General features: G+C 70.0%; 15 protein-coding genes and 1 tRNA gene. 5 read left to right on the forward strand and 11 right to left on the reverse strand.

What is annotated here, in order from left to right; genetic code table 11:
• The first annotated feature begins 46 nt into the window (after positions 1-46).
• The 5 genes from KVS71_RS07295 (at position 47) to KVS71_RS07315 (ending at position 5,009) form a co-directional block, all read left to right on the forward strand.
• Positions 47-2,608, forward strand: a complete 2,562-nt coding sequence (locus tag KVS71_RS07295; protein ID WP_247641260.1) for a transglycosylase domain-containing protein — start codon at positions 47-49, stop codon at positions 2,606-2,608.
• Positions 2,599-3,540 carry a metallophosphoesterase gene (locus KVS71_RS07300; protein WP_217584236.1) on the forward strand — a complete coding sequence of 314 codons (942 nt, stop codon included), beginning with the start codon at positions 2,599-2,601 and terminating at the stop codon, positions 3,538-3,540. Before KVS71_RS07295 ends, KVS71_RS07300 begins: the two co-directional genes overlap by 10 nt.
• An 83-nt stretch (positions 3,541-3,623) precedes the next feature.
• Positions 3,624-3,700, forward strand: a tRNA-Pro gene (locus tag KVS71_RS07305).
• A 68-nt stretch (positions 3,701-3,768) separates the two neighbouring features.
• Complete coding sequence (locus KVS71_RS07310) at positions 3,769-4,245, forward strand: VanZ family protein (RefSeq protein ID WP_082750020.1); 477 nt, start codon at positions 3,769-3,771, stop codon at positions 4,243-4,245.
• Positions 4,242-5,009: an HAD-IIB family hydrolase gene (locus KVS71_RS07315; RefSeq protein ID WP_217584237.1), complete on the forward strand. Its 768-nt coding sequence runs from the start codon at positions 4,242-4,244 to the stop codon at positions 5,007-5,009. Before KVS71_RS07310 ends, KVS71_RS07315 begins: the two co-directional genes overlap by 4 nt.
• 85 nt (positions 5,010-5,094) lie before the next feature.
• Here the strand turns inward: KVS71_RS07315 and KVS71_RS07320 are convergent, their stop codons facing one another.
• The 11 genes from KVS71_RS07320 to KVS71_RS07370 all read right to left on the reverse strand — a co-directional run bounded on the left by KVS71_RS07320 (position 5,095) and on the right by KVS71_RS07370 (position 19,405).
• On the reverse strand, positions 5,095-6,372 hold the full coding sequence (locus tag KVS71_RS07320) for an alpha-hydroxy acid oxidase (RefSeq protein WP_144882404.1): 1,278 nt from the start codon (positions 6,370-6,372) through the stop codon (positions 5,095-5,097).
• Positions 6,373-6,382: 10 nt separating this feature from the next.
• Entirely contained in the window at positions 6,383-7,105 is a 723-nt protein-coding gene (locus KVS71_RS07325) for a FadR/GntR family transcriptional regulator (RefSeq protein ID WP_060921880.1), read from the reverse strand.
• 152 nt (positions 7,106-7,257) lie between these two features.
• Positions 7,258-7,911 (reverse strand): thymidine kinase, encoded by a 654-nt coding sequence (locus tag KVS71_RS07330; RefSeq protein WP_060921881.1) that lies wholly within the window; start codon positions 7,909-7,911, stop codon positions 7,258-7,260.
• Between the two features lie 9 nt (positions 7,912-7,920).
• Complete coding sequence (locus tag KVS71_RS07335; protein WP_060921882.1) at positions 7,921-9,393, reverse strand: malate:quinone oxidoreductase; 1,473 nt, start codon at positions 9,391-9,393, stop codon at positions 7,921-7,923.
• A 46-nt stretch (positions 9,394-9,439) separates the two neighbouring features.
• Positions 9,440-10,510 carry an aspartate-semialdehyde dehydrogenase gene (locus KVS71_RS07340; protein ID WP_105950284.1) on the reverse strand — a complete coding sequence of 357 codons (1,071 nt, stop codon included), beginning with the start codon at positions 10,508-10,510 and terminating at the stop codon, positions 9,440-9,442.
• A 351-nt stretch (positions 10,511-10,861) separates the two neighbouring features.
• A complete protein-coding gene (locus KVS71_RS07345; RefSeq protein ID WP_025104257.1) occupies positions 10,862-12,142 on the reverse strand; it encodes an aspartate kinase in 1,281 nt (426 codons plus the stop codon).
• Between the two features lie 81 nt (positions 12,143-12,223).
• On the reverse strand, positions 12,224-13,138 hold the full coding sequence (locus KVS71_RS07350; RefSeq protein WP_217584238.1) for a DMT family transporter: 915 nt from the start codon (positions 13,136-13,138) through the stop codon (positions 12,224-12,226).
• Positions 13,135-13,728 carry a recombination mediator RecR gene (gene recR, locus KVS71_RS07355; RefSeq protein WP_025104255.1) on the reverse strand — a complete coding sequence of 198 codons (594 nt, stop codon included), beginning with the start codon at positions 13,726-13,728 and terminating at the stop codon, positions 13,135-13,137. The genes KVS71_RS07350 and recR overlap by 4 nt, the downstream gene beginning before the upstream one ends.
• Positions 13,728-16,016, reverse strand: a complete 2,289-nt coding sequence (locus KVS71_RS07360) for a DNA polymerase III subunit gamma and tau (protein WP_217584239.1) — start codon at positions 16,014-16,016, stop codon at positions 13,728-13,730. Before KVS71_RS07360 ends, recR begins: the two co-directional genes overlap by 1 nt.
• A 126-nt stretch (positions 16,017-16,142) precedes the next feature.
• Entirely contained in the window at positions 16,143-18,650 is a 2,508-nt protein-coding gene (locus tag KVS71_RS07365) for a glycosyl hydrolase family 65 protein (RefSeq protein ID WP_217584240.1), read from the reverse strand.
• Positions 18,647-19,405 (reverse strand): beta-phosphoglucomutase family hydrolase, encoded by a 759-nt coding sequence (locus tag KVS71_RS07370; protein ID WP_217584241.1) that lies wholly within the window; start codon positions 19,403-19,405, stop codon positions 18,647-18,649. Before KVS71_RS07370 ends, KVS71_RS07365 begins: the two co-directional genes overlap by 4 nt.
• Positions 19,406-19,491 lie beyond the last annotated feature (86 nt).

A 19,491-nucleotide genomic window follows, 5' to 3' on the forward strand; every position in this document is an offset into this window, starting at 1 on the left:
CGCTCGTCAAAGCGGGTATTCAGGGAACTCCCCTACGATCAAGCGTATGCCCCAAAAGAACCGCACGGTGAAGGGCGTGCTCGGCGGTCTCGTCGGGCTCGTCGGATTGAGCGCCATCGCCGGTCTGCTGGTCACCGCCAGCGTCACCCCCGTCCTCGCGATGACCGGCGTCGCCGGCTCCACGGCGCTGACCATCTTCGATGAGCTGCCCGAGGTCCTCAAGGTCGACACCCCGATGGAGCAGTCGACCATCTACGCGACCAACCCCGAGGGCAAGCCGGTCGTGCTGGCGTCGTTCTACGAGCAGAACCGGGTCCCGGTCACCTACGAGCAGGTCGCCCCCGTCCTCTACGACGCGATCCTCTCCAGTGAGGACAAGAACTTCTACACCCACGGCGGCGTCAACCTCGGCGCGACCGTGAAGGCCCTCGTCGACAACGTGCGGGGCACGTCCAGCCGCGGCGCTTCGACGATCAGCCAGCAGTTCGTGAAGAACGTCCGCATCCAGCAGTGCGAACAGAACGTCAACACGGCCTCCGAGACCTACGCGGACGAGCTGCAGCAGTGCTGGCAGGACGCCACCAACGCCTCCGGCGTCGACGGCATCGAGCGCAAGCTCCAGGAGATGCGCTACGCCATCCAGATCGAGAAGGACTACTCGAAGAACGACATCCTCCTCGGATACCTCAACATCGCGAACTTCGGCGGCACGGTCTACGGCATCGAGGCCGCCGCGCGGTACTACTTCTCCACGACCGCCGCGAAGCTCACCGTCGGCCAGGCGGCGACGCTCGCCGGCATCGTGCAGAACCCGAACACGTACCGCATCGACAAGCCCGGCGGCACCTACACGACCGACGACGGCGTCGCGCACAACTCCGCTGAGGACGGGTACAAGGACGCCAAGGACCGCCGCGACTACGTTCTCGGCCGTATGCTCACGGACGGCAAGATCACCCAGGCGCAGCACGACGAGGCAAAGGCCGCCGCGATCACTCCCGCCATCAAGGTCCCGACCCAGGGCTGTGCCGCCGCCGGACGCAACGCCTACTTCTGCCAGTACGTGAAGTCGATCGTCGAGAACGACGAGGCGTTCGGTGCGGACATCCAAGAGCGTCGCGACCTGCTGCGCCGCGGTGGTCTGAAGATCTACACCACCCTCGACTTCCGCGTGCAGGACCCGGCAGCCGAGGAGATGGCCAACGTCGTCCCGGCGAACTTCGACAACAAGTACTTCGGTGCTGCCGGCGTCTCGATCGAGGTCGGCACGGGTCGCATCCTCTCGATCACGCAGAACACGAAGTTCTCGGAGACTCCGACCAGCGACCAGCAGTACTCATCGCTCGTCTTCGCCGGCGACCAGAAGTACGGCAACTCCGGCGGCTTCCAGGTGGGCTCGACCTACAAGCTCTTCACCCTCATCGACTGGCTCGAGAAGGGCCACTCCGTGCGGGAGTCCTTGAACGGTGCGGTGCAGACCAACCTGCAGATCCCGGTCTGCGGCAGCCCGCAGACGACCGACACGGCGAAGATCGGCAACTTCAACCGCGTTCGCGGATTCACGGGGACGCCGATGGCCTTCACGGCGCAGTCCCTCAACAGCGGGTTCTTCGCGATGGCCGCCAAGCTCGACGTCTGCGACATCAACAAGGTCGCCGACAAGATGGGCGTCACCCTGGCCAGCGGCGAGAAGGTCACGGAGGAGAACGTCCCCTACGACGTCCTCGGACCGAAGAACATCTCCCCCATCGCGATGGCCAATGCCTACGCGACGGTCGCCAGCGGCGGCACGTACTGCACACCGCGCGCGATCGACAAGGTGATCGACGCCGAAGGCAAGGAGCGTCCGCTCCCCAAGGCCTCCTGCACCGAGGGCGTGCTCTCGAAGGAGGTCGCGGCGACCGCGGCCTATGCACTGCAGGGCGTCATGGCCGGCGGTGGCACCGGCGCGCGAGCCAACCCCTTCGACGGCACCCCGCTGATCGGCAAGACCGGTACGCACGACCTGTGGTCGACCATGATGATCGAGTCCAGCACCAAGGTCGCGACCGCGGTCTGGGCCGGCCGCTCGAACGGCAACCACGACAACGTGTTCAACGTCTGGACCGGCAGCCACCTCCTCAACGAGGTGCGGTACCCGCTGGCCCGCGCCGCGCAGCACGCCGCGAACCAGGCCTACGGTGGCGATCGGTTCCCGGAGCCGGACGGCAACCTTATCCGACAGATCCGTGTCGACGTGCCGGATGTCGTCGGGCAGACCGTCGAGGAAGCGACTGCGACCCTCGAGCGCGCCGGTTTCCAGGTTTCCGTGGGCGATCCGGTGGACAGCGACAAGGCGACGAACATCGTCGTCGAACAGAGCCCGTCCGGTCAGGCCGCTGCCGGGGCCACCATCACGATCTCGCCCAGCAACGGCAACGGCGCGACCGTTCCCGATGTGACAGGGCAGAGTCCGACCGAGGCCAACGCCGCGCTCGTCGCCGCCGGCTTCACGACGGTCGAACGAGAAGGCTCCTGTAACGCGGAAGACGCGACGGTGACGGCGACGACCCCGGCCGCGAACTCTGCGGCGACGAAGGCCACGCCGATCCGAGTGTCGTGCAAGTAGGCACGTCCCGCGCGGCGCACCCGGCCCTCATCGCGCTCGGCGCGGTGGGGGCCGTCGGTGCAGCCACCGCGATCTGGGGCATCGGCATCGAGCGGTACCTGTTCACGGTGCGGGAGGTCTCGGCGGAGGCACTTCCGGCGGGCGCGGCGCCGCTGCGCATCCTGCACCTCTCTGACGCGCATATGGCGCCCTGGCAGCACCGGAAGCAGGACTGGCTCGCGTCCCTGACCGATCTGAAGCCCGACCTCATCGTCAACACGGGCGACAACCTCGGGCACGAGGAGGGCTTGCAGGGCATCCGCCGAGCGTTCGCCCCCTTCGCCGGAGTTCCCGGGGTGTTCGTGCACGGCTCCAACGACGTCAACGGCCCCTCCCCCCGGAATCCGCTGCGGTATTTCGCCGGACCATCGCAGAAGCACCGCGAGCCCACTCTGCTCGACACCGCCGCGATGGACCGCTACTTCACGGACGAGCTGGGCTGGGCCGACCTGAACAACACCGCGACGCGACTCACGGTGCGCGGCGAGGCGGTCGACCTGTTCGGCGTCGACGACGCCCATCGCGACTGGGAGCGCCTCGACGTGCTGCCCGCGGCGCTCGAACAACTCGGGTCGCGGTCGGACGCCACTCCCGTGCTCGGCGTCACGCATGCGCCGTATCAACGCGTGCTCAACGGCTTCGTCGACCTCGGCGCGGACGCCATCCTCGGCGGCCACACTCACGGCGGACAGGTCTGTCTCCCCGGTTTCGGCGCCATCGTGGCCAACTGCGACATCCCCCTGAAGCAGGCCAAGGGACTCAGTACCTGGACGCATGGCGACCGTTCGGTGCCTCTGAACGTCAGCGCAGGCTGCGGGCACTCCATCTACGCGCCCGTCCGCTTCGCGTGCCGCCCCGAGGCGACACTGCTCACGCTGACCCCCCACGCTTGACCCCGCGAACGGTTCCGCCACGCGGGTGGAGTGCTCGATTCGGTGCTGGAGGCATTTCGCTGTAGACTCGGAGGGTTGCAAAACGGGGTGTGGCGCAGCTTGGTAGCGCGCTTCGTTCGGGACGAAGAGGTCGCAGGTTCAAATCCTGTCACCCCGACCAGTGACACGAGAAGGCCGCCCGCAGGGGCGGCCTTCTCTGTATCGGGATGTCGTGCGAGAGGGGAACGCATGGGGAGGCTCCTGCCACCGCCGCGGCGTTCGACGCGCGTGTGGGCCGTCGCCCTCGGGCTCCCCTTCCTCCTCGGCGTCGCCCTCCTCACGCTCACGCCCGCGCGCGTGGAGCAGACGATGCCCAACCTGCTCGACCTCCTCCTTCGCGCGATTCAGCGGCTCGGCTGGACGAGCCTGGACTTCACGCGACTCGAGGTTCTGGCGAACGTCGCCGTCTTCATCCCGGTCGGGGTGCTCGCGTTCCTGCTCGTGCCCCGGCGCGCGTGGATGCTATCACTGCTCGTGGGTCCGGCCCTTTCGCTGGGGATCGAGACGGCGCAGTACCTGGCCCTCCCCCACCGCGCCGCGACCGTGAGCGACGTGCTGGCCAACGCCACCGGGGCGAGCATCGGCGTCGTCCTCGCGATATTCTGCACGCTGCTCGCCGCCACACCGTCCTCCCGGCCGCGAACACCTACAGTGGAGGCATCATGACATCGCCCTCTCTCATCGCCTTCGACCTCGATGACACCCTTGCCCCTTCCAAGGGAACGATCGACCCGCAGATCGCCGCGCTCCTGGGTGAGCTGCTGCGTTCCGTCGATGTCGCGATCATCTCCGGGGGCAACGAGGCACAGTTCCGCACGCAGGTGGTGGCGCAGCTCGCCGACGCCGACCCGACGGCCCTCGCCCGACTGCATCTGCTCCCGACGTGCGGCACGCGATACCTGCGGCATGACGGCAGCGATTTCGTCGCGGTGTACGCCCATGACCTCAGCGACGAGGAGAAGACCGCCGCCCTCACCGCGCTGCGCGAGGAGGCGGAGCGTCTCGGGCTCTGGGAGGCCGAGCCCTGGGGCGAGATCCTCGAGGACCGCGGCTCGCAGATCACGTTCTCCGCGCTCGGCCAGCAGGCCCCACGCGACGCGAAGCATGGGTGGGATCCGACGGGTTCGAAGCGCGGCGCGCTACGCGATGCCGTCGCCGCGCGGCTCCCGGGCCTCGAGGTGCGCTCGGGCGGCTCGACCTCGATCGACATCACCCGCGCCGGGATCGACAAGGCGTTCGGCATGCAGCAGCTCGCCACCCACACCGGCATCGATCTGACCGCGATGCTGTTCTACGGCGACCGTCTCGACGAGGGCGGCAACGACTACCCCGTCCTGGCCCTGGGTGTGCCGTCGGTGGCCGTCGAGGGTTGGGAGGACACGGCCGCGCGTCTGCGGGAGCTGCTGCCGACCCTCTCCACCCGGGTCTGACGGGCACAGCCGCACTACCTCGGTCCGCCTGCACGACGGGAGGAGCGAATCCGTCGTGCAGGCGTGGTCTGGTCGTGCAGGTGGGTCAGTGCACCTCGACGCCGGCCGCGCGGGAGACGGGCACCAGACGAGTGAGCTGAGTCACGTGCCCGGGCTCGAGCTCCGCCAGGGACGCGACGCCCAGCAGCCGCATCGTGCGCTCGATCTCGCCGCGCAGGATGGCGATGGTGCGGTCGACGCCCTGGCGACCTCCCGCCATCAGGCCGTACAGGTACGCGCGCCCGATCAGCGTGAAGTCGGCACCGAGCGCGACGGACGCCACGATATCGGCGCCGTTCATGATGCCGGTGTCGATCATGACCGTGAAGTCGTCGCCGACCGCCCGACGGACCTCGGGCAGGAGGTGGAACGGGATCGGGGCGCGGTCGAGCTGGCGGCCACCGTGGTTCGACAGCACGATGCCGTCCACGCCCGCGTCGCGCAGGCGCACGGAGTCCTCGACGTTCTGCACGCCCTTGATGACGATCTTGCCGGGCCAGATGTCGCGGATGACCGCGAGGTCGTCGTAGCTGATCGTCGGATCCATCGCCGCGTCGAGGAGCTCGCCGACGGTGCCGCCGGTCGTGCTCAGCGAAGCGAACTCGAGCTTCGGGGTGGTCAGGAAGTCGAACCACCACCAGGGCCGCGGGATGGCGTTGATGATCGTGCCGAGGGTGAGCTGCGGGGGGATGCTGAAGCCGTTGCGCTTGTCGCGGAGACGGGCGCCGGCGACCGGGGTGTCGACCGTGAACTGGAGGGTGTCGAAGCCGGCCGCGGCGGCGCGACGGGCGAGCTCGTACGAGATCTCGCGGTCGCGCATGACGTAGAGCTGGAACCAGTTCCGACCGGGCACGGGGCCCTGCGGCTCCCGGACCGTCGCCGCCTTGACGTCCTCGATCGAGGTGGTCCCGAGGGTGGACAGCGTGAACGGGATACCTGCGGCGGCCGCGGCTCCGGCGCCCGCGACCTCACCCTCGGTCTGCATGAGCCGGGTGAAGCCGGTCGGCGCGATGCCGAACGGGAGCGCAGACGGACCGCCGAGGATGTCGACGGCCGTGTCGACGTCCGGCGCCGGCTTGAGGATGCCGGGGTGGAACTCCACGTCCTGGAACGCCTGGCGTGCCCGGCTCAGCGACAGCTCGCCCTCAGCGGCGCCGTCGGTGTAGTCGAAGGCAGCCTTGGGTGTGCGGCGCTTGGCGATCGTGCGCAGATCGTCGATGGTGAGCGCGGCGTCGAGGCGGCGCTTGCGCCCGTCGAGCTCGGGCTTCTTGAACTTCATGAGCTCCAACAGCTCGGCGGGGTTGGGGAGCTGGCGCTGGACCATGTTCTGCCTCTCAGTTCTGCGGGGTGATGGCGCGGGTGAGGCCCGCGGCGGTGTAGTAGCCGGTGATGTGGGCGCGCACCAGGCGCCGGGCGGTGTCGATCTCGCCGGCGTCGATCGCTGCGACGAGGGCACGGTGCTCGGACCGCAGGCGGTCGGCCATGCGGTCCCAGTCATCGACGGTCGCCGCGCCCGCGAGCACGTACGACTCGATGGCGGAGCGGAGTCCCGCCATCATCGCCGCGATGACCGTGTTGCCGCTGCCCTCCGCAAGGGAGAGGTGCAGCTGCGCGTCGAGGGCCAGGAACTCGGCCGGAGTGAGGGCGCCGTCGTCCATCGCGGTGAGCAGCTCGTGCGCCCGCACGGTGTCCCGCTGGGCGGCGCCTGCCATCGCCTCCACGACCGCATCCTCCAGGACCAGTCGCGTGCGGACGACGTCGTCGAGGGGGAAGCCCTGCGCGGCCACCTGGAGCCTCAGGAGCGCGGACATCCCGCCAGTGGGGGTGGCGATCACGATGGCGCCCGCCTGGGGGCCCGAGCCGGTGGCGGTGCGGATGAGTCCGAGCACCTCGAGCACGCGGAACGCCTCCCGGACGCTCGATCGTCCGACGCCGAGGTCGCTCGCGAGGTCCCGTTCGGACGGCAGCCGGTCCCCCGGGCCGAGACGACCGTCGAGCAGGTCACGCTCGATGTGCTCGAGCACGAGTCGCCATGCGCGCGCCGGCTGCTCCGTCATCTCGCCTCCTGTGGTCAGACCACAGGTTAGCGTGTGTGGTCAGACCACGCAACGCGGCGATGCCGCGCGCGAGCCGCCCCTTTTCGCGCGTCCCGGCCCGGTGCGTACGCACGCAGAGGGGTGGGGCGAGCGGAAGGGGGTGGGTCAGCGGGTCAGCCGAGGCGGCCGCCGGACTCCTCCAGGTAGCAGGTGCCGCACAGCGACTCGTAGGTCGTGAGCTCGGGCGAGGCGGAGCCGTCGGCGCCCTCGTCGATCGCGACCTGGTCGCCGTCGAACACGAAGCGGCCGCCGACCACGCGGCCGTTGAACACCGCCTTGCGCCCGCAGCGGCAGATCGTCTTGAGCTCTTCCAGGGAGTGCGCGATGGCCAGAAGACGGGCGGAGCCGGGGAACGCGTGGGTGCGGAAGTCGTTGCGGATGCCGTAGGCCATCACCGGGATGCCGTCCTCCACCGCGATACGGAAAAGGTCGTCGATCTGTGTCGGCGTGAGGAACTGCGCCTCGTCGATGAGGAGACAGGCCACGTCGACCGGGCCCGTCGGGAGGAGCTCCTCCTCCGTGGACCGCCGCATGCGCTCGCGGTGGACCGCGAAGAGCGCGCGGGCGTCATCGTCCGGACCGATGAGGAAGTCGACGGGTCGCGTCACCCCGAGGCGACTCTCGATCTCGCCGGCGCCCTTGGTGTCGATCGCGGGCTTGGCGAGCAGCACATGCTGGCCGCGTTCCTCGTAGTTGTACGCAGCCTGAAGCAGGGCAGTCGACTTGCCCGAGTTCATCGCGCCGTAGCGGAAGTAGAGCTTCGCCACGGTCAGGGGTCAGGCGTTGATGCCGAGGACGGCGGCGGTCGCGGTGGTCGACTCCTCCGCGAGCTCCGCGTCGCCGTTGAGCTTCCGGCCGAAGGTGGGGATGAGGTCGCGCAGCTGCGACTCCCAGCCCGGGTACTCGCCGGGGAAGCACTTCTTCAGCAGGTCGAGCATGATCGGCACCGCCGTCGAAGCCCCGGGGGATGCTCCGAGGAGACCGGCGATCGAGCCGTCGCCCGAGGCGACCACCTCGGTGCCGAACTGCAGCACGCCACCCTTCTTCGGGTCCTTCTTCATGACCTGGGCGCGCTGACCGGCGTCGATGAGCGTCCAGTCCTCGTCCTTGGCCGTCGGCATGAACGTGCGGAGGCTGTCGACCTTCTTGCGGTGGTTCTTCATCAGCTCGCTGATGAGGTACGTGATGAGGTCGGGGTTGGCGAAGGCGACCCGCAGCATCGGCCAGAGGTTGTGCGGCCGGACCTGCGTGACGATGTCGAGCATCGAGCCGTTCTTGAGGAACTTCGGGCTGAACGTCGCGAACGGCCCGAACATCAGCGACGCCTCGCCGTCGACGACACGCGTGTCGAGGTGCGGGACCGACATCGGCGGCGCGCCGACCGAGGCCTGCGAGTAGACCTTCGCCTTGTGCTGCGCGACGATCTTCGGGTTCGTCGTCTTGAGGAACTGGCCACCGATCGGAAAGACGCCGTAGCCCTTGATCTCAGGGATGCCGGAATTCTGCAGGAGCTTCAGCGCCCAGCCACCGGCGCCGACGAACACGAACTTGGCCTTGATCTCGTTCGGGGTGCGGCCGACCGTCGTGCGGTACTTGATGAGCCAGGTGCCGTCCTTCTGACGCTTGAGCGACTTGACCTCGTGGTTGGTGCGCACGGCGACGCCCGACTCACGCAGGTGATCGAACAGCTGGTGCGTGAGGGCACCGAAGTCGACGTCGGTGCCGGCGGGCACCCGGGTCGCCGCGAACGGCTCGCCCTTCCGCCGCTTCTGCATGAGGAGCGGCGCCCACTGATTGATGACGCGGGAGTCTTCGCTGTACTCGATGCCGGCGAACAGCGGCTGCTCCTTGAGCACCTCGTAACGCTTCTTGAGGTACGCCACATCCTTCTCACCCCGCACGAACGTCATGTGCGGCGTCGCGTTGATGAAGGTCGACGGCTCGTCCAGCACGCCCTTCTCGACGAGAGAGGACCAGAACTGGCGGCTCTGCTGGAACTGCTCGTTGATCGAGATCGCCTTGGCGGGGTCGAGCGGAGCGTCGCCCTGCTGCGGCATGTAGTTCAGCTCACACAGCGCGGCGTGCCCGGTCCCGGCGTTGTTCCAGGGGTTGGAACTCTCCTGCGCTACGTCCGACAGCCGCTCGAAGGCGACGATCTTCCAGTCCGGCTGCAGCTCGTGCAGCAGGGTACCCAGGGTGGCGCTCATGATGCCACCGCCGATCAGGACGACATCGACGTTTTCAGTCACCCGAACAGTCTAGTTCGCGGCCAGGACACCGCAGACCATGCGGCCCTCAGGAGACCGGAGCGAGTCGCTCCGCGAGGACCTCGGCGATCTGCACCGCGTTCAGCGCCGCTCCCTTGCGGAGGTTGTCGTTGCTGATGAAGAGCACGAGCCCCTTGCCCTCCGGAGCCGACTGGTCGGCACGGATGCGACCCACGAAGCTCGGGTCCTTGCCCGCGGCCTGCAGTGGGGTCGGCACCTCGTCGAGCACGACGCCCGGCGCCGCGCTCAGCACCTCCGTGGCGCGCTCCGGAGTCAGGTCGCGGGAGAACTCGGCGTGGATCGACAGCGAGTGACCCGTGAACACCGGCACACGGACGCAGGTGCCGGCGACGCGCAGGTCGGGCAGCTCCAGGATCTTCCGGCTCTCGTTGCGGAGCTTCTTCTCCTCGTCGGTCTCGTTGTCTCCGTCGTCCACGAGGTTGCCCGCGAGCGGGATCACGTCGAAGGCGATCGGCGCGACGTACTTCTCGGGCTCGGGGAAGTCGACCGCGGAGCCGTCGTGCACGAGGCGGAGGGTGTCGCCCTGCGCGAGCACGCCTTCGACCTGGCCGAGCAGCTCCTGCGCGCCCGCGAGTCCGGAGCCGGACACCGCCTGGTAGGTCGACACGATCAGGCGCTCCAGGCCGGCCTCGGCGTCGAGGACCTTCAGCACCGGCATCGCCGCCATCGTGGTGCAGTTCGGGTTCGCGATGATGCCCTTGGGCCGGTCGTCGATCGCGTGCGGGTTGACCTCGCTGACCACGAGGGGGACCTCGGGATCCATCCGCCATGCGCTCGAGTTGTCGACGACCACGGCACCGGCCTCGGCGAAGCGGGGGGCGTAGGCGCGGCTGGCAGTGGCACCGGCGGAGAACAGGGCGATGTCGATACCGGACGGGTCGGCGGCCTCGACATCCTCGACGATGACCGTCTGTCCGCCGAACTCGATCGACGTTCCCGCGGAACGCGCCGAGGAGAACAGCCGCAGCTCGCGGATCGGGAACGAACGCTCCGCGAGAATCTCGCGCATCACGGTGCCCACCTGGCCGGTGGCGCCGACGATGGCGACGGAGAGTCCTGATTCGGAGATGCGGGTCATGATGTTCCTTGGCTTCGTGCGGTACGGCGTACGAGGCTTCGGGCGCGGCGTCGGGATGCTGATGCTGCGCCTGGCGCCGGTGTCAGGGTTTCCGCGAGTCTATCGCGCTGCGACCACCCCGAAGCCCGTCGGTTTCACGAAGGCAGGCGCCCCCGGCGAATCAGGCGAACGCGGGACAACAGGCACGCGCACAGCACAGCCTGAACCCGCGCGAACGCCTGTGCTGGCGTGGACCCCGGGACAACAGGCAGACCCGCGACAGCAGGCGAACGCGGGACAACAGGCACGCGCGCACAGCACAGCCTGAACCCGCGCGAACGCCTGAGCTGGCGTAGCGCGCTGGCGTGGGGGTCAGCGACCGGTGCCGGCGTGGACCGTGGCCTCCGCGTCGCCGTCGAGACCGTAGGCGGTGTGCACGGTGCGGGCGGCCTCGGTGAGGTCGGTGTCGCGGAGCACGACCGAGATGCGGATCTCCGACGTGGAGATCATCTCGATGTTGATGCCGCCGGCGGACAGCGCCTCGAACAGGGTCGCCGAGACACCGGAATGCGTGCGCATCCCCGCGCCGACCACGGACAGCTTGCCGATCTGGTCGTCGTGGATGAGGTTCTGGAAGCCGACCTCGGTCTGCTCGCCGGCGAGCGCCTTGAGCGCGGCAGCGGCGTCGGCCTTCGGGACCGTGAAGGAGATGTCCGTGCGCCCCGTGGCCGAGACGTTCTGCACGATCATGTCGACGTTGGCGCCGGACTTCGCGACGATCTTGAAGATCTCGGCGGCCTTGCCCGGGACGTCGGGCACCCCGGCGACGGTGATCTTGGCCTGGCTGAAGTCGGTGGCGACGCCGGCGACGATCGGTTCTTCCATGACTGCTCCCTCGGCTTCGCGAGGGTTCTTCATGCCCTCGCCCAGAACGTATGTACCCTCGGCCGACGAGAACGTCGACCGGGCGTGGATGAGGACGCCGTGCCGGCGGGCGTACTCCACGGCACGGATGTACAGGACCTTGGCGCCGTTGGCGGCGAGCTCCAGCATCTCCTCGCTGGAGACGTGGTCGAGCTTCTGCGCCTTCGGGATCACGCGCGGGTCGGCGGTGAAGATACCGTCCACGTCGCTGTAGATCTCGCAGACGTCGGCCGACAGCGCGGCCGCCAGCGCGACGGCCGTCGTGTCCGACCCGCCCCGGCCGAGCGTGGTGATGTCGCGGGTGTCGCGGTTGAACCCCTGGAAGCCGGCGACGATGACGATCGCGCCCTCGTCGAGCGCTTCGCGGAGCCGCACGGGTGTGACGTCGACGATGCGCGCCGCCCCGTGCTGCGAGTCGGTGATCATGCCGGCCTGGCTGCCGGTGAACGACCGCGCCTCGAAGCCCATGGAGTGGATCGCCATCGCCAGCAACGCCATCGAGATCCGCTCGCCGCTGGAGAGGAGCATGTCGAGCTCGCGCGGGGCGGGGATCGGCGCGACCTCGTTCGCGAGGTCCAGCAGCTCATCGGTCGTGTCGCCCATGGCGCTCACGGCGACGACGACGTCGTGACCGGCGCGACGGGTGTCGACGATGCGCTTGGCGACGCGCTTGATGCTCTCTGCGTCGGCGACGGACGAGCCGCCGTACTTCTGCACGATGAGGGCCACGTTCACTCCCTGGGATGTCGGGCGGATCCGCCCACGGTCATTCTACGATCGGCGCGCATGCCGCCCCGCGCATGTGACGACTCAGGCGGGGGCGGGCGGGACGGGCGTCATCGGGCGCAGCCGCCCTCCGGTGGCGGCGAACCAGCACCCGATGATGATCAGCGGGAATCCCAGGAGGAGACCAGGGGTGAGGGGTTCGGCGAGCACGATCGCGCCGAGGACGATCGCCACGACCGGGTTCACGTAGGTGAACAGCGGTGCCCTGACCGGTCCGACCTCGCGGATCAGCGCGAAGAAGGCCAGGAACGCCAATGCCGTGCAGATGACGGCGAGAGCGAGCAGCGCGCCGATCGACGGGAGCGTCGGCACTTCGTGCTGTGTGAGCAGACCGATCGGGAGATAGAAGATGCCGATCATCAGCAGGGACAGCGTGATCGTGCCGAGCGAGGGCACGTCGTTCAGCTTGCGCGCCACGATGAACGGCGCGATCGCGTACAGCACCGCGACGAGCAGCACCTCCCCGGCCGCGAGCAGGCTCACCTCTCCCCCGAAGAGCCCCGGCCCCGCCACGACGATGGCGACGCCGACGAAGCCGACCAGCAGGCCGATGCCGCGGGCGGGACGCAGCACGCCGCGGTCGCCACCACCCAACGCGATGAGTGCGGCGAACAGCGGCACCGTGGCCACGAGAAGTCCGGTCATGCCGGAGGGCAGTGTCATCTCGGCGTGTCCGAGGAGGAGGAACGGTCCGGCCATCTCCACAGCCCCGAAGGCCAGCACCCACGGCCAGTGCCGCAGCGCCGCACGGAGGGCGCCGCTGCGCAGGGCGAACGGCAGCAGGAGGAGCGCGGCGATCAGCGTCCGTCCGGCGACGATCGCCGGCGGGGAGATCGAATCCACCGCCACGCTGATGAAGAGGTAGGGCACGCCCCAGAGCAGGGCCATGACCCCGAAGAGCAGCCAGCCCCGGCGGGAGAAGCCGGACTGCGGGGTCACAGCACGCGCCGGCCCTCGAAGGCCCGGCCGAGCGTCACCTCGTCCGCGTACTCGAGGTCGCCGCCGACCGGGAGGCCCGAGGCGAGCCGCGAGACCGTGATCTGCATCGTCGTCAGGAGTCGGCTCAGGTAGCTCGCCGTCGCCTCCCCCTCCAGGTTGGGGTTCGTGGCGATGATGACCTCCTGCACGGTGCCGTCGGCGAGCCGCGTCATGAGCTGGGCGATCCGGAGGTCGTCCGGCCCGATGCCCGCGATGGGGCTGATCGCGCCGCCGAGCACGTGGTACAGGCCGCGGAACTCCCGCGTGCGCTCGATCGCCGCGACGTCCTTCGCGTCCTCGACCACGCAGATCAGCGCCTGGTTGCGGCGGGGGTCGCGACAGATCGCGCAGCGTTCCTGCTCCGCGACGTTGCCGCAGATCTCGCAGAAGCGCACCCGGATGCGGATCTCGGTCAGCAGCTCGGCGAGACGGGCGACGTCGAACGTCGGCGTCTGCAGGATGTGGAACGCGATGCGCTGCGCCGACTTCGGGCCGATGCCGGGAAGGCGGCCGAACTCGTCGATCAGCTCTTGGACGATGCCGTCGTACATCAGGAGAACCTCGTGGGGGGCTCGTAGGGCTCTTCGCGAAGGAACGTCGCGCCGAGCACCTGGCGGATCACGGCCTCTCCGTAGCGCTGCACGCCGCCCGCGGCGGGGGTGCGCTCGACGACGACCGGTGGAGCGGCCGCGGGGGTCGTACGGGCGGCCGCCTGCGGGGCCGCAGCCGGAGTCGCACGTGGGGAGGGAGGGCGGTCGTACGGAGCCGGGGGCTCGTAGGCCGGATCGTACGGCGGCTCCTCGTCGAACGCAGGAGCGTCGTCGTCGCCGGGCAGCGGCGGCTCATCGCGATCGATCCTGCCGTCGGTCGGCGGGGTCGGGGCGGCGGAGGCGGCCTCGACCTCCTCCGGCTCCTCGTCGACGGCGAGGGGCGCGGCGGGCGCGGCGGCCGCTGTCGTCGGGATGGGTGCGACCGCCCACTCCGTCACGGGGGCGGCGGCGGCGCGGGTCTGCGGGCGGGAGGGACGCGCTGACGCAGGCTCCGATGCGGGAGCGGTGTCGGCCGGGGCGCCGGACGCCGAGGAGGCGGGCTGCCGCGGCGCACCGCCGGACGGCATCGGGGCCGGCAGGTACTTGACCCGCACCCCGACCTCCTGCTCGATGGCCGTGCGGAGGTGGTCGGACGGTCCGGAGCCCGGCGTGGTCCCCTTGAACTTCGCGACGTCGTGCTGACTCGTGAATCCGAGGGTCAGCACCTCGGACTCGCCGTCGTAGGCCAGCGGCTGCACGGCGGTGGCGAGCAGCCAGGACGTGCGGCTGATGCCTTCGAGGCGCTTCAGCACGGCGGGCCAGGCGTCGCTGACACGGTCGAACGTGACGGGGGCGGACGGCGCGGCGGACGACTTTGGGGCCGGAGCGGGCGCAGGTTCCGGGGAGGGCTCGGGCTCTGCGGCCGGCGCAGGAGCGGAGGCCGCCGGCGCAGGAGCGGAGGCCGCCGGCGCAGGAGCGGACGGGGCCGGCGCGGACGCGGACGGGGCCGGTGCGGACGAGGTCGCTGCCGATGCCGTGGGCGTCGCCGTCTCGGGCGCCGACGCGGTCTCGGGCTCGGGCGGGACAGCCGCCGAGGGCGGGGCGGACACCGGCGGGATCACCGGCGGATGCGTCGTCGCCGGCGGGTGCAGCGCGCCCGACGCCGAGGAGCCGGACAGGGCCGAGCCACCGGGAGCGGCAGCGAGCACCCGGGCGACCATGAGCTCGAGGTGGAGTCGCGGTGACGTGGCGCCGGACATGTCGTCGAGCGCCGCGCTGACCACGTCGGCCGTGCGGGAGAGCCGCGCGGCGCCGAAGGACTCGGCCTGGCGGCGCATCCGGTCGAGCTCGTCCTCGGCGATGCCGCGGAGCACGGCGGAGGCGCCGGAGCCGACGGCGGCGATGACGATGAGGTCGCGCAGGCGCTCCAGGAGGTCGTCGACGAAGCGCCGCGGGTCCTGTCCGGTCTGCACCACGCGGTCGATGGCCGGGAAGGCGGTCGCGGCGTCGCCCGCGGCCAGCGCATCGACGATCTCGTCGAGGAGCGCCCCGTGGGTGTACCCGAGCAGCGCCACCGCGCGCGCGTAGCCGACCGTGACGGTCTCCGAGCCGGCCGGGGCGTCCGAGCCCGCGATCAGCTGATCCAGCAGCGACAGCGTGTCGCGGGGAGAGCCTCCCCCGGCGCGGACGACGAGCGGCAGCACACCCTGCTCGACGATGACGCCCTCTTCCGCACACAGCTTCTCGACGTACTCGAGCATCGCGGCGGGCGGCACCAGCCGGAACGGGTAGTGATGCGTGCGCGAGCGGATCGTGCCCAGCACCTTCTCGGGCTCCGTCGTGGCGAAGATGAACTTGACGTGCGGCGGGGGCTCCTCCACCAGCTTCAGCAGCGCGTTGAAGCCCTGCGGGGTGACCATGTGTGCCTCGTCGAGGATGAAGATCTTGAAGCGGTCACGGCTCGGGGCGAAGGTCGCCCGCTCGCGGAGGTCGCGGGCGTCGTCGACGCCGTTGTGGCTCGCCGCGTCGATCTCGACGACGTCGAGCGATCCGCCACCGGCCCGGGACAGCTCGACGCAGCTCGGGCACGTCCCGCACGGGGTGTCGGTCGGCCCTTCCGCGCAGTTGAGGCAACGGGCGAGGATCCGCGCCGAGGTGGTCTTGCCGCAGCCGCGAGGGCCGGAGAACAGATAGGCGTGACCCACACGGTCGCCGCGCAGCGCGGTCATGAGCGGATCGGTCACCTGAGACTGCCCGATCATCTCGCCGAACGTCTCGGGTCGGTAGCGGCGGTAGAGGGCTGTGGTCACCCCTCCAGCCTACGGCGTGCCACCGACGTTGCTCCCCTCTCACTCGACCCGGCCCCTTTCACGCGAGCCACCCCCTTGCGGACGTCCGCAAAGGGGTGGGGCACACGCAAAGGGGTGGGTCGGCGGTCAGTCGATCGTCTCGATGACGGGGATCGCGCTCGTGATCACCGGAACCGAGGCGGAGAGCCGCGTACCGTCGTCGCGGCGGGCGTCGGCGAACTCCTGCAGGGTCGGGCGTCCGGGGATCACGGGTCCCTGGTTCGCGAGCGGGACGATGACCTCGTCCTCCAGGGTCGCGATGTACGCGTTGTCCCGCACGCTGAACGGCACCGGAGGTCCGCTGCGCACCTCGACGCGCAGCTCGTGCCGTGTGACGGTCACCTGCATCGCGGTCCCCTGCCACTGCAGCGGGAACGACAGCGACGGCCAGGACTCGGGGAGCCGCGGGTCGAAGCTGAGGTCGCCGCCGTAGTCGCGCATGCCGCCGAAGCCGCAGACGAGGGCCGTCCACACACCGCCGGCCGAGGCGACGTGCACGCCGTCGGCCGCGTTGTGGTGCAGGTCGTGCAGATCGACGAACAGCGACTGCTCGAAGTACTTCTGCGCGAGGTCCTGATAGCCCACCTCGGCCGCGAGGATCGACTGCACGACCGCCGACAGGGTCGAGTCACCCGTCGTCAGCGGGTCGTAGTAGTCGAAGTCGGCCTTCTTCTCCTCGGGCGAGAAGTGATTGCCCTGCAGGAACAGCGCCAGCACGACATCGGCCTGCTTGAGCACCTGGAAGCGGTAGATCACGAGCGGGTGGAAGTGCAGCAGCAGCGGGCGCTGGTCGGCAGGGGTGTTCGCGAGGTCCCAGACCTCCCGCTCCAGGAACAGCGAGTCCTGCGGGTGGATGCCGAGGCTCTCGCTGTACGGGATGTACATCGCCTCCGCAGCCCGCTCCCAGGACTCCGCCTCACCGGAGCCGAGGCCCGTGCGCTCGACGAGGGCCGCGTAGTCCTCGGGGTAGCTGTCGCGGATCTCCCGCACGACCTTGGCCGCGTACCGGAGGTTGTATCGCGCCATGACGTTCGTGTACAGGTTGTCGTTCACGACGGTCGTGTACTCGTCCGGGCCGGTGACGCCGTGGATGTGGAACGTCTGGAGGCCGTCGCCGGCGCCGGACTGCTCGACGAGCCGCGACCCCCGCCAGAAACCGAGGGTGGCCCAGAGCCGCGCGGTCTCGATCGCGACGTCTGCACCCTCGCGGCGCAGGAAGGCCTCGTCCCCGGTCGCCCGCACGTACTTGCCCAGCGCGAAGCTGATGTCCGCGTTGATGTGGTACTGCGCGGTGCCGGCGGCGTAGTACGCCGACGCCTCCTCGCCGTTGATCGTGCGCCACGGGAACAGCGCTCCGGCCTCGTTGAGCTGGGCGGCCCGGCGGCGCGCCGCGGGGAGCATCTTCACCCTGGCTCGCAGCGCGTTGTAGGCCCACCGCGGCGTCGTGTAGGTGAGGAACGGGAGCACGTAGATCTCGGTGTCCCAGAAGTAGTGGCCGCTGTAGCCGGAGCCGGTCAGCCCCTTCGCGGGGACACCGGCGCCGTCCGCCCTGGCCGAGGCCTGCGCGAGCTGGAACAGGCACCACCGGGTGGCCTGCTGCAGGTCGTCGCGCCCGCCGATCTGCACGTCGCTGCGCTCCCAGAACGCGTCGAGCCACTCGCGCTGACGACGGAACACCGTCTCCACGCCCTCGTCCGCTGCCCGGTCGAGCGAGCGACGGCAGCGGTCGACGAGCTCCCGCGGGGGCACCCCGCGGGACGAGTGGTAGCTGACGAGCTTGGTGATCGTGATGGGGACGCCGGCCTTCGCCTGGACGCGGAAGACGTTCTTGGCGATGTCCGGCTCGATGAGCGTGCGGACGTTGTAGTCGTTCTCCGTCTCGATGATGTGATCGGCGACGACGGCGACGGTCATCCCGGACGCGGCGACCCGATACGACAGCGCGGAGCGCAGCCCGTCCTGCCAGTGCTCCGCCGGCTCCAGCACGCGGTCCGCGATGCGCTCGGCCTTGCGCGGGTCGAAGGCGGCGCCCTTGGTCGTCATCGGGGAGCCGGCGTAGACGCCCGCCCCGTCCTGACGGTTGAGCAGCTGGCAGCTGATCGTGACGGGGGCGTTGGCGTTCTCGACGACGACCTCGAGCCGCAGCACGGCGAGGTGGCGCTCCTCGAAGCTCACGAGACGCTGATCCCGCATGCGCACCCGCTTGCCGGACGGGGTCTCCCAGACCACGCGCCGTTCCAGCACGCCCGTGCGCATGTCGAGCGTGCGGGCGTACTCGCGCACGTCCGCGTCGTCGAGGGAGATCGGCTCGTCGTCGACGTAGAGGCGCATCACCTTGGCGTCGGGGGCGTTGACGATCGTCTGGCCGACCTCGGCGAAGCCGTAGGCCTGCTCGGCGTGCCGGATCGGCCACGTCTCGTGCAGGCCGTTGATGAAGCTGCCGTGCTCCTGCGCGCCGCGCCCCTCGATGTGGTTGCCCCGGAGCCCGAGGTAGCCGTTGCCGACCGAGAACAGCGTCTCGCCGACACCCTCCTCCGAGTAGCGCGTCTCGATGAGACGCCACGGGTCGACGGGGAAGCGGTCGCGGTCGATCATGCGGTCTCCGGGGTGTCGGTGCGGGCGGCGGGAAGCAGGACGCCGAGGTCGTCGACGACGTGGGTCGCGCCGGCGGCGCGGAGTGCGTCGGCGCCGGCGCCGCGGTCGACGCCGATGACGACGGCGTAGCCGGCGGCGGCGGCCGATGCGGCACCGGAGGTGGCGTCCTCGACGGCGATGCTGCGGGCCGGGTCGACGCCGAGGGCCGTGGCGCCGGCGGCGAACATGTCGGCCGCGGGCTTGGAGGCGAGGTGCTCGCGCTCGGCGACGACGCCGTCGATCACGACGCGGAAGAAGGACCGGATGCCGGCGGCCGCCAGCACCTCTTCGGCGTTCTTGGAGCTGGAGACGACGCCGAGCGGGATCCCCGCGGCGTGCAGCGCCTCGACGACGGCGAGGGAGCCGGGGAACGGAGCGATGCCCTGGCTGCGGAGGGACGTCGCGAACGCGGCGTTCTTGCGGTTGCCGATCCCGCAGATGGTCTCGGCGGACGGGTCGTCGTCCACGGATCCCCAGGGCACCTCGACGTTGCGGCTGCGCAGCAGGCTCGCGACGCCGTCGTAGCGCTTCTTGCCGTCGACGTAGGCGAAGTAGTCCTCGTCGGTGTACGGCGGCGTGATGTCCCAGCGGGCGAAGACGTCATCGAAGACCGCCTTCCAGGCGCGCATGTGCACCTCGGCGGTCGGCGTGAGGACGCCGTCGAGGTCGAACAGCACACCGTCGGCGTGGAACAGGTCGGGCAGCGCGTCTGGCACAGAGCCTCCAGGAGAAGGACGAGGGTCGGGTCGGCACCTCTCCGTGCCACTGTGCAAGCGTAATGGCGGTGGCGCGCGCGGGGTAA

It is taken from the genome of Microbacterium sp. GbtcB4 (assembly GCF_019091465.1).
Classification (GTDB): domain Bacteria; phylum Actinomycetota; class Actinomycetes; order Actinomycetales; family Microbacteriaceae; genus Microbacterium; species Microbacterium paraoxydans.

Coding starts and splice junctions, on each gene's coding strand:
- KVS71_RS07295 (WP_247641260.1), top strand. CDS start 47: ATGCCCCAAAAGAACCGCACGGTGAAGGGCGTGCTCGGCGGTCTCGTC.
- KVS71_RS07310 (WP_082750020.1), top strand. CDS start 3,769: ATGGGGAGGCTCCTGCCACCGCCGCGGCGTTCGACGCGCGTGTGGGCC.
- KVS71_RS07315 (WP_217584237.1), top strand. CDS start 4,242: ATGACATCGCCCTCTCTCATCGCCTTCGACCTCGATGACACCCTTGCC.
- KVS71_RS07320 (WP_144882404.1), bottom strand. CDS start 6,372: ATGGTCCAGCGCCAGCTCCCCAACCCCGCCGAGCTGTTGGAGCTCATG.
- KVS71_RS07325 (WP_060921880.1), bottom strand. CDS start 7,105: ATGACGGAGCAGCCGGCGCGCGCATGGCGACTCGTGCTCGAGCACATC.
- KVS71_RS07340 (WP_105950284.1), bottom strand. CDS start 10,510: ATGACCCGCATCTCCGAATCAGGACTCTCCGTCGCCATCGTCGGCGCC.
- recR (WP_025104255.1), bottom strand. CDS start 13,728: ATGTACGACGGCATCGTCCAAGAGCTGATCGACGAGTTCGGCCGCCTT.
- KVS71_RS07365 (WP_217584240.1), bottom strand. CDS start 18,650: ATGATCGACCGCGACCGCTTCCCCGTCGACCCGTGGCGTCTCATCGAG.